Raw genomic sequence first — 9,635 nt, 5'->3', positions numbered from 1 at the left:
GTGCCTCTGTGGTTCGATAAAAGAATATATCAAATTATGCGTAAAATAGCGAATCTAGGGACAGAAGTTAAAAACCTTGCAGAGAAAGGGATACCTTAGATATGCACATTTGTAAAGTAGATTTAACAAAATGTTAAATCTTTCTATAATAGGAAAATCAAATATATTAGTTAACAAAACTTCAGAAATAACTTATTGAATTTTGATCCATTGTGGGGTAAGCTACAAATTCAGTGATGTGCAGTTTTTTCTCCCTTGCTCATCCCATGACTAAATCGGTCTTCCGAGAAAATGCTTCATGACCAATCTTTACCCGCTTGAGGTAGATAGATCAGGAAAAAAGAGAATTGCAGCAAACCAGGTTAATATCTGGAATGTAGTTTTCCGGTAAAGTTCCGCAGAAGACCAATAAAGGCCAGTTAATCTTAATCAAATCGGTTGAGTGGGATATGCTTTCCTCAAGATGAAAAGATTTTGTATTGCTGGGACGAAAAACAACAGCGTCAAAAGAGTACGTCTGAATCATGGTAGAAAGTGAGTTATGGTAATTCTACCCATAGCTTAATTTGTGCAACCGCACTGCCACCATAGAAACTAATCGCCCCAAAATATAAGCAAAACTTATGATCTTATTAAGAATGAATAAAGAGTAAGAATGAGAAGAAGTTGCACATAACGTGATTTGATAGTAATAAAGAAAGACTTCTTGGAAGAAAAATATGTCTTACGCGCAAACTAAGACTCAGGCTAAGTCTGGGTATCAAGCTGGGGTTAAAGATTACAGACTAACTTATTACACACCGGATTACACACCCAAAGATACAGATTTACTAGCAGCATTTCGGATGACTCCCCAACCTGGAGTTCCCCCCGAAGAAGCTGGTGCGGCTGTAGCTGCTGAGTCTTCCACTGGTACTTGGACAACAGTTTGGACAGACTTACTCACCGACCTAGATCGCTACAAAGGTCGTTGTTATGATATCGAACCAGTTCCCGGTGAAGATAACCAATACATCTGTTACGTTGCTTATCCTTTAGACTTGTTTGAAGAAGGTTCTATCACCAACGTATTGACATCTATTGTCGGTAACGTATTTGGTTTTAAAGCTTTGCGGGCTTTACGTTTGGAAGACATTCGTTTTCCAGTAGCTTACATCAAGACCTTCCAAGGACCTCCTCACGGTATTCAAGTTGAGCGCGACAAATTGAACAAATATGGTCGTCCTCTGTTGGGTTGTACAATTAAGCCCAAATTAGGTCTTTCCGCGAAGAACTACGGACGTGCTGTATACGAATGTTTACGTGGTGGTTTGGACTTCACCAAAGACGACGAAAACATCAACTCAGCACCATTCCAAAGATGGCGCGATCGCTTTTTGTTCGTAGCTGAAGCTATCAACAAAGCCCAAGCAGAAACCGGCGAAATCAAAGGTCACTACCTGAACGTTACCGCTCCTACCTGCGAAGAAATGTTGAAACGGGCTGAGTACGCTAAAGAACTCAAACAGCCCATCATCATGCACGACTACCTAACCGCAGGTTTCACCGCTAACACCACATTGGCTCGTTGGTGTCGTGATAACGGTATTCTGTTGCACATTCACCGTGCTATGCACGCTGTAATTGACCGTCAGAAAAACCACGGTATCCACTTCCGCGTATTAGCTAAAGCTCTCCGCTTGTCTGGTGGTGATCACATCCACACCGGTACAGTTGTTGGTAAATTAGAAGGTGAACGCGGTATCACCATGGGCTTCGTTGACCTATTACGTGAAAACTACGTTGAGCAAGACAAGTCTCGCGGTATTTACTTTACCCAAGACTGGGCTTCTCTACCTGGTGTAATGGCCGTTGCTTCCGGTGGTATCCACGTATGGCATATGCCCGCGTTGGTTGAGATCTTCGGTGATGACTCCGTATTACAATTCGGTGGTGGTACTCTTGGACACCCATGGGGTAACGCTCCTGGTGCTACAGCTAACCGCGTAGCTTTAGAAGCTTGTATCCAAGCTCGTAACGAAGGACGTAACATGGCTCGTGAAGGTAACGATATTATCCGCGAAGCTGCTAAGTGGTCTCCTGAATTGGCTGTTGCTTGCGAACTTTGGAAAGAAATTAAGTTCGAGTTTGAAGCAATGGATACCGTCTGATCATTTAAGATTTGGGATTTTGGATTCATAAACAATCCAAAATCTAAAAATCTCAAGGGCTGGATCAAGCATGGATTTAAAGCAAATTGCGAAAGAAACAGCCAAAACTCTCCAAAGTTACCTGACTTATCAGGCACTAAGGACTGTATTGGCGCAGCTAGGCGAAACAAATCCACCTTTAGCACATTGGTTGCAAAACTTTTCCGCCGGCAAAATCCAAGACGGAGAAGCATATATTGAGGAACTGTTTCTGGAAAAGTCAGATTTGGCTTTGCGGATTATGACTGTCAGGGAACACATAGCGGCAGAAGTGACAGAGTTTTTACCAGAAATGGTGATGACTGGTATTCAGCAGGCCAATATGGAACAACGTCGCCAGCATCTCGAACGTATTACGCAATTAAACTTATCAGATCCCAGCCCAAAAACACCAAAGACAGATAATATCTGATTCTAATTTAGATAATTTATCTAATTAGTCACTGAATTTTGGATTTTGGATTTTGGATTGACTTCACCCTCAAGTTTAGAAGCTCAGAAATCTTAAATTTGGGAGTTACAATTTTTACGTCCTCAAGGATGGGGACTTGTACAAATTTTTGGAATCTAAAATCTAAAATCTAAAATCTAAAATTCTCAATCAGTCAACCAAGTAATAAAAAATCTCCCCCACTTATCAAAAGCTATGCAAACTTTACCTAAAGAGCGTCGTTACGAAACCCTTTCTTACCTTCCCCCTCTGTCTGACGCGCAAATTGCCAAGCAAGTTCAATATATTTTGAACCAAGGCTACATCCCCGCAATTGAATTTAACGAAACTTCTGAACCTACAGAACTTTATTGGACAATGTGGAAGTTACCTTTGTTCGGCGCTAAATCTACTCAAGAAGTATTGAGCGAAGTTCAAGGTTGCCGTTCTCAGTATAGCAGCTGCTACATCCGTGTTGTTGGTTTTGACAACATTAAGCAGTGTCAAGTTCTTAGCTTCATCGTTCACAAACCTAGCAGATACTAAAATCTGATTTGGTTTAATTAAGCTTATTTATACCCTGGTGAGAGGTAGAGTTTTCTATCTCTCTTTTTTAGTTTTTGCTACAGAATAAGCTGTTACGTACCTATGTTCAGTTGAGTATTCTGTCAGTAATTAATAACAATTATGCAGAATTTCCTCGAATTGTCGAAAATTGGCAAGCTTAGTTAAATTGCTTTTCTCTAACTTAATCTATAATTCAAAGTTAGGATAGTTATATAGTAATCCTTAACGATATGTGAGAGTTTAACCAGGCTCAAATGCTTATAAAATAACAATTTTTATCTACGTATTTTCTCACGATGGGGGTAGGATTGCTATATGTGCCTTATTTACCAGCCATCTACCGCAATAGTTCTGTTAAAAAACGTCCTCCCTAAAACTAAAAATTATGACACAGCTAAAAAATGGCGAAAATGAATCCTTGCTAGTAGAAGAGTTTTTTAACAAGCAGTGGAAAATTTATCAAAAGGTACTCAATAATAATTACATGGGTCATAATGAAATTTATGGAATATTACATAAATTTCTTCTGAACAACTTTCAAAAACCCTTTAAAATGCTTGATTTAGGATGTGGTGATGCCAGTTTAACTAGTCTGGTATTATCAAATACTAATATCACATCCTATCATGGTGTAGACTTATCCATAGCTGCATTAGAAATTGCCAAAGAGAATTTAAAAAAGATTAATTGTGACATAACTTTAAATCAGGGAGATTTCTCAGAAGTAGTGCCTTTTTTGGCATCAGATCAAGAGCATAGATTTGATGTGATTTTCATTTCTTTCGCGCTGCACCATCTTCAGCTTCAGCAAAAAGAGCATTTTATTAACCAGCTACAACAGCTATTGATTCCGGGAGGTGTTTTGATATTAATTGATATTATTCGTCAAGAAACAGAAGACCGAGATAGTTACATTCTCCGCTACCTAGATAATGTGCAAAAATACTGGTCTTTACTCACCCCAGAAGAGTATTCAATGGTTCAGGAGCATATTTCCACCAGCGATTTTCCCGAAACTCAACAAACTATCCAAGAAATCTGTCAAAAATCCGGTTTTAATCAGTTTAAATGCCTCTACCGTGACCAATTAAACACTACACAATTATTATACTTTTCTCAGGAATTGTCATCATCTTAAATAATTAAGTAGATTGTCGTTATGACAAGGGAACAGGGAACAGGCAACAGGGAACAGGCAACAGGGAAGAGGTTTTGGGCAACTTTACTTTTTGTTACTTATGTCGGTTTTTTTCCGTTTACTTAAGTAAAAAATTAAACAATTAAAAAATTAAACGTTATGAACGTGACAATTACTGGTACTATTGAACGCCGAAATATTGGCCTTGGTGTCTGGGCTTTTGTGACAGAAGATGGTGTCACTTACCAAATCCCTAAAAGTGCTGATAAAAACCTACTCAAATCAGGACAAAAAGCCAAAGTCACAGGAGAGGTAAGAAATGATCTCGTAACAACTGCAATGATTGGTCCTGTTTTAGAAGTTCATTCTTTTGAGGTCATAATATAATTTGTTAATTTGTGGTTGTTTGTCAAAAGTGAGACAGAAATTACCCTTGGCAATAATCAGGTTTTTGGGAAGATTGTGCGTAATTTATCTGAAAATCAAAATTTCAATTCTTTAGTTTATATAAAATCAGTTTTAAGTTATCAAATTCCCTTTCTAAGATAGAAGCAACGACCAAAAATCGCCATAGATAAACACGACCTCATAGCAGCAATTAATATGACTCAAGTATCAGAATCTTTGGATTTGTCCACAGATAAAGCTCTAGATCGTGATTGTACAACATTATCCCGCCACGTTCTCCAACAATTACATAGTTTTGGACCTGATGCCCAGGATTTAAGTGCGCTGATGAATCGCATCGCTTTAGCGGGTAAATTAGTGGCTCGTCGTTTGAGTCGGGCTGGTTTAATGGAGGGGGTGCTAGGATTTACTGGAGAAGTCAACGTCCAGGGAGAATCTGTAAAAAAGATGGATGTTTACGCGAATGAAGTATTTATCTCTGTTTTCAAGCAAAGCGGCTTAGTTTGTCGTCTGGCTTCCGAGGAAATGGAGAAACCCTATTATATCCCGGAAAATTGCCCCATTGGTCGTTATACGCTGCTTTATGACCCCATTGACGGCTCATCAAACACAGATAATAATCTCAGTTTAGGTTCTATTTTTGCCATTCGTCAACAGGAAGGAGCGGATATTGATGGTGAAGCTCAGGATTTGCTTACAAATGGCCGTAGACAATTAGCAGCGGGATATATTCTATATGGACCTAGCACTATGCTAGTGTATACCATAGGTACGGGAGTGCATTCCTTTATTCTTGATCCTAGTTTAGGTGAATTTATTCTCTGTGACGAGAATATCAAAATGCCCAATCATGCTGCGACCTATAGTGTTAATGATGGTAATTTCTGGCAATGGGATGAACCCTTTAGAGAATATATTCGTTATGTTCATCGTACAGAAGGATATAGTTCCCGTTACAGTGGGGCAATGGTGAGTGATATTCACAGAATTTTATTACAGGGTGGGGTATTTCTGTACCCAGGAACATTACAAAAACCAGAAGGTAAATTACGTCTGTTGTATGAAACTGCTCCCTTAGCGTTTTTAATTGAACAAGCTGGGGGTAAAGCGACCACAGGAAAAATGGATATTTTAGATGTAGTTCCCAGTAAACTGCATCAACGGACACCTTTAATCATTGGTAGTAAAGAGGATGTAGAAAAAGTGATGTCTTTTATGCCAAAAAGTCATTAAAGTTACAGCATTTATTCCTATTCTCAAGTCCAGAGCTTAATGATAAAACTCTTGTGGTGCGGGCATCTTGCCTGCATAAGGTGTATCTGACTCCAGTTAAAAGTGCTGTAAATTAAGCAAATTATCGGTTGGGTAGAAAGAAGTGAAACCCAACATTCCCGCGAGTTGGGTTTTCTCAACCCATGCAGCCCCGACCAATAGAAGTCCAAGACGGGTAAATGAAGAGTTTAAACCCACACAGATAGATTATTTTTGTAGCACTTTTGCTTAAAAACGGCTGTAACTTAAATTCTAGACTTTATACACCTGCGATCTTTCAAAATCCAAAATCCAAAATCTAAAATCCAAAATCCAAAATCCAAAATCCAAAATCCTATGGTGTCTGCGTCCTTTCTGTGTCACTCATGAACTCTTTAAAAGGTCAAGTCAAGCTATTCTCACCTATAGAGGAGATTGGGGAATTTAGGAACTTGCCCTTTACCTCTTGCAAAATCTAAAATCTAAAATCTAAAATCTAAAATCCTATGGTCAGTTTGCTAGAAAATCCATTGCGCGTTGGTCTACAACAGCAAGGGATGCCCGAACCACAAATTATCGTTATCTTTGGCGCTTCTGGAGATCTAACCTGGCGTAAGTTAGTACCGGCGCTGTACAAATTGCGGAGAGAAAGACGTATTCCGGCAGAAACCACCATTGTGGGTGTAGCGCGTCGAGAATGGAGTCATGAATACTTCCGTGAGCAAATGCAAAAAGGCATGGCAGAAGCTCACGCTAATGTAGAACTAGGTGAACTTTGGCAGGACTTTTCCCAAGGTTTATTTTACTGTCCGGGGAATATAGATGACCCCGCAGGATACCAAAAACTGAAAACCTTATTAGCTGAACTAGACGAGAAACGGGGAACAAGGGGAAACCGGATGTTTTACCTCTCTGTTGCCCCTAATTTCTTCCCTGAAGCCATTAAACAGCTAGGGTTAGCGGGAATGCTAGAAGACCCCGACAAACAGCGTTTAGTCATCGAAAAACCCTTTGGTCGTGATTTAGCCTCCGCTCAAAACCTCAACCAAGTAGTACAAAAGGTTTGTAAAGAAAACCAAGTTTATCGTCTTGACCACTACTTAGGGAAAGAAACAGTCCAAAACTTGCTGGTTTTCCGCTTTGCTAATGCCATTTTTGAACCTTTGTGGAATCGGCAATTTGTAGATCATGTGCAAATTACCGTCGCCGAAACCGTGGGAGTAGAAGACCGGGCGGGTTATTATGAAACTGCCGGCGCATTGCGGGATATGCTGCAAAATCACCTCATGCAGCTTTACTGTTTAACCGCTATGGAAGCGCCTAACTCCATGGATGCTGATAGTATCCGCACGGAAAAAGTTAAAGTGTTACAAGCGACTCGTTTGGCTGATGTTAATAATTTGTCAAAATCAGCAATTCGCGGACAATACAGCGCGGGTTGGATGAAAGGTCAACAGGTGGCAGGGTATCGAACTGAACCAGGTGTTAATCCTGAATCTACTACTCCCACCTATGTGGCCATGAAGTTTATGCTGGACAATTGGCGCTGGCAAGGTGTTCCTTTTTACTTGAGAACTGGTAAGCGGATGCCGAAAAAGGTGAGTGAAATTGCGATTCACTTCCGCGAAGTTCCTTCGAGAATGTTCTCCTCCGCTGCCCAACAAGTGAACGCTAACGTTTTGGCTATGCGAATACAACCCAATGAAGGTATTTCTCTCCGGTTCGATGTGAAAATGCCCGGCGTTGATTTCCGTACCCGTTCCGTAGATATGGATTTTAGCTACGGTTCTTTAGGTATTTCCGCAACTTCCGATGCTTATGATCGTCTCTTCCTTGATTGTATGATGGGCGACCAAACTTTGTTTACACGGGCGGACGAAGTAGAAGCGGCTTGGCAAGTAGTTACACCTGCCTTGTCTGTATGGGATTTACCAGGTAATCCTGCGAATATTCCCCAGTATGAAGCTGGTACTTGGGAACCAGCAGAAGCAGAATTATTAATTAACCAAGACGGCCGCCGCTGGCGCAGACTTTAATTGGTCATTGGTCATTGGTCATTAGTCATTGGTTATTGGTCATTAGTCATTAGCAAAACAACTGACCACTGACAACCAACAACTGACCACTGACCACTGACCACTGACAAGCAACAACTAACAACTAAGACTATTAACTATGGTTTCTCAAGCACCTACGATTTTTTCTTTGCAAGCACCCAAGGATGTTTCCCTCACAGAAATTGAGGTAGAACTGAATCAAGTTTGGCAAAGTTACGGTATTCAAGGGGAAGACGGTGGTTTACCCGCTGCTACCCGCGCCACAACATTTACTTTAGTAGTTTACGAACCAGAAGAAACTCAGTTTTTACTAACTGCAACCGGTTTTTATCGTGGTCCAGTAGATGGTATTCTCGGACCCCAAACTAAAACGGCTTTGCAAGAAGTTCAGAAAAAGCACCATCTTCCAGAAACCGGTACTGCTACTCCAGAAACTCTGACTGCTTTACGGGCTGAATATTTCCAAAAGCAGCACACTGGACCAAATGGAGATAATCATGGTACGGCCATGGGGTATACTTTCAGTCCTACCAGTCCCACTATTGCTGACGAAATTGCTACCCGTAACCCTTGCCGGATTATTGCTTTATGTCCCATTGCCGGTGATGATGAAGGAGTAAAAGCACAAGTTTCTACCTATTGTCCCATGCAAAAGCAGTCCTCCAGCACTCTTGTCTGTTGTGAGTACATTACCCTCACTGGTACTGCTACAGCTTTAGAACGCATTGGGGGCATGATTCCGGCTTTGTTAATTGGTGGTTTACCTAAGTTCCTCTGGTGGAAAACTACACCTGATGCCGCTAATCCTTTATTTAAGCGGTTAGCATCAGTATGTAATAATGTTATTGTTGACTCTTGTAACTTCAATACACCAGAAGATGATTTACTCAGCTTACAACAACTAGTAGAATCGGGTATACCTTTAGCTGATTTAAATTGGCGACGTTTATCAGCATGGCAAGAACTGACAGCAGAAGCCTATGACGCGCCTAATCGTCGTGCAGCCCTCAAGGAAATTGATCGTGTCAATATTGACTATGAAAAAGGTAATGCTGCTCAAGCATTATTATACTTAGGTTGGTTCGCTAGTCGCTTGGAATGGCGACCAGTTGCCTATAGACAGGAAAAAGGTGATTATGACATCACATACATTAATTTCCTCTCTCCAGACCAAAGACACATAGAAGCCGAGTTAGCAGGGGTTCCCATTGCTGATATTGGGGAAATTGTCGGTGATTTAATTGGTTTACGCTTGAGTTCTACTAATCCTCAAGCCAATTGTGGCACCGTAATTTGTTCAGAAACAGGCGGTTGTATGCGAATGGAAACCCATGGAGGCGCTCAGTCGGCTGGGTTGTTTCAACAGGTAAGTTCTCTTTCCGAACAAAAAGCGGAAGCTTTGTTAAGTCAACAGGTACAACGCTGGGGACGGGAAGCTTTATTTGAGGAAAGTCTCACTCTCATTGGTAACACTATTAAGTTAGGTAATGGGTAATGGGTAATGGGTAATGGGTAATGGGTAACACCATTACCCACCCCACTAAGGTAAATTTCCCTATTTCTGTATTATATCTTTAAGTAGGTGAACGGAAAAC

General features: G+C 40.8%; 7 protein-coding genes and 1 pseudogene. All 8 read left to right on the top strand.

From position 1 onward, the window contains the following. Positions 1-719: 719 nt before the first annotated feature. Positions 720-2,150 (top strand): form I ribulose bisphosphate carboxylase large subunit, encoded by a 1,431-nt coding sequence (locus tag ACIR131C_RS0112980; protein WP_028090545.1) that lies wholly within the window; start codon positions 720-722, stop codon positions 2,148-2,150. Between the two features lie 70 nt (positions 2,151-2,220). Continuing rightward, positions 2,221-2,629, top strand: a pseudogene (gene rcbX, locus ACIR131C_RS0112975) (RuBisCO chaperone RbcX). Positions 2,630-2,835: 206 nt separating this feature from the next. Beyond that, the gene (locus ACIR131C_RS0112970) at positions 2,836-3,165 is read left to right on the top strand and encodes a ribulose bisphosphate carboxylase small subunit (RefSeq protein ID WP_028090543.1); all 330 of its coding nucleotides are present in this window, start codon (positions 2,836-2,838) and stop codon (positions 3,163-3,165) included. A gap of 406 nt (positions 3,166-3,571) precedes the next feature. Next, positions 3,572-4,324 carry a class I SAM-dependent methyltransferase gene (locus tag ACIR131C_RS0112965; protein ID WP_028090542.1) on the top strand — a complete coding sequence of 251 codons (753 nt, stop codon included), beginning with the start codon at positions 3,572-3,574 and terminating at the stop codon, positions 4,322-4,324. Positions 4,325-4,483: 159 nt separating this feature from the next. Continuing rightward, on the top strand, positions 4,484-4,711 hold the full coding sequence (locus tag ACIR131C_RS0112960; RefSeq protein WP_028090541.1) for a hypothetical protein: 228 nt from the start codon (positions 4,484-4,486) through the stop codon (positions 4,709-4,711). 216 nt (positions 4,712-4,927) lie between these two features. Next, positions 4,928-5,965, top strand: coding sequence for a class 1 fructose-bisphosphatase (fbp, locus tag ACIR131C_RS0112950; protein ID WP_028090540.1), 1,038 nt, complete (start codon positions 4,928-4,930; stop codon positions 5,963-5,965). Between the two features lie 524 nt (positions 5,966-6,489). Further along, positions 6,490-8,019 carry a glucose-6-phosphate dehydrogenase gene (gene zwf, locus ACIR131C_RS0112945; protein ID WP_028090539.1) on the top strand — a complete coding sequence of 510 codons (1,530 nt, stop codon included), beginning with the start codon at positions 6,490-6,492 and terminating at the stop codon, positions 8,017-8,019. Between the two features lie 139 nt (positions 8,020-8,158). Beyond that, positions 8,159-9,535: a glucose-6-phosphate dehydrogenase assembly protein OpcA gene (gene opcA, locus ACIR131C_RS0112940; protein ID WP_028090538.1), complete on the top strand. Its 1,377-nt coding sequence runs from the start codon at positions 8,159-8,161 to the stop codon at positions 9,533-9,535. The last annotated feature ends 100 nt before the right edge of the window (positions 9,536-9,635 follow it).

The sequence above is a fragment of the Dolichospermum circinale AWQC131C genome (assembly GCF_000426905.1).
In the GTDB taxonomy this organism is placed as follows: domain Bacteria; phylum Cyanobacteriota; class Cyanobacteriia; order Cyanobacteriales; family Nostocaceae; genus Dolichospermum; species Dolichospermum circinale.
The sequence above is the reverse complement of the archived record's forward strand: the minus strand, read 5'-3'. Positions and strand labels throughout refer to the sequence as shown.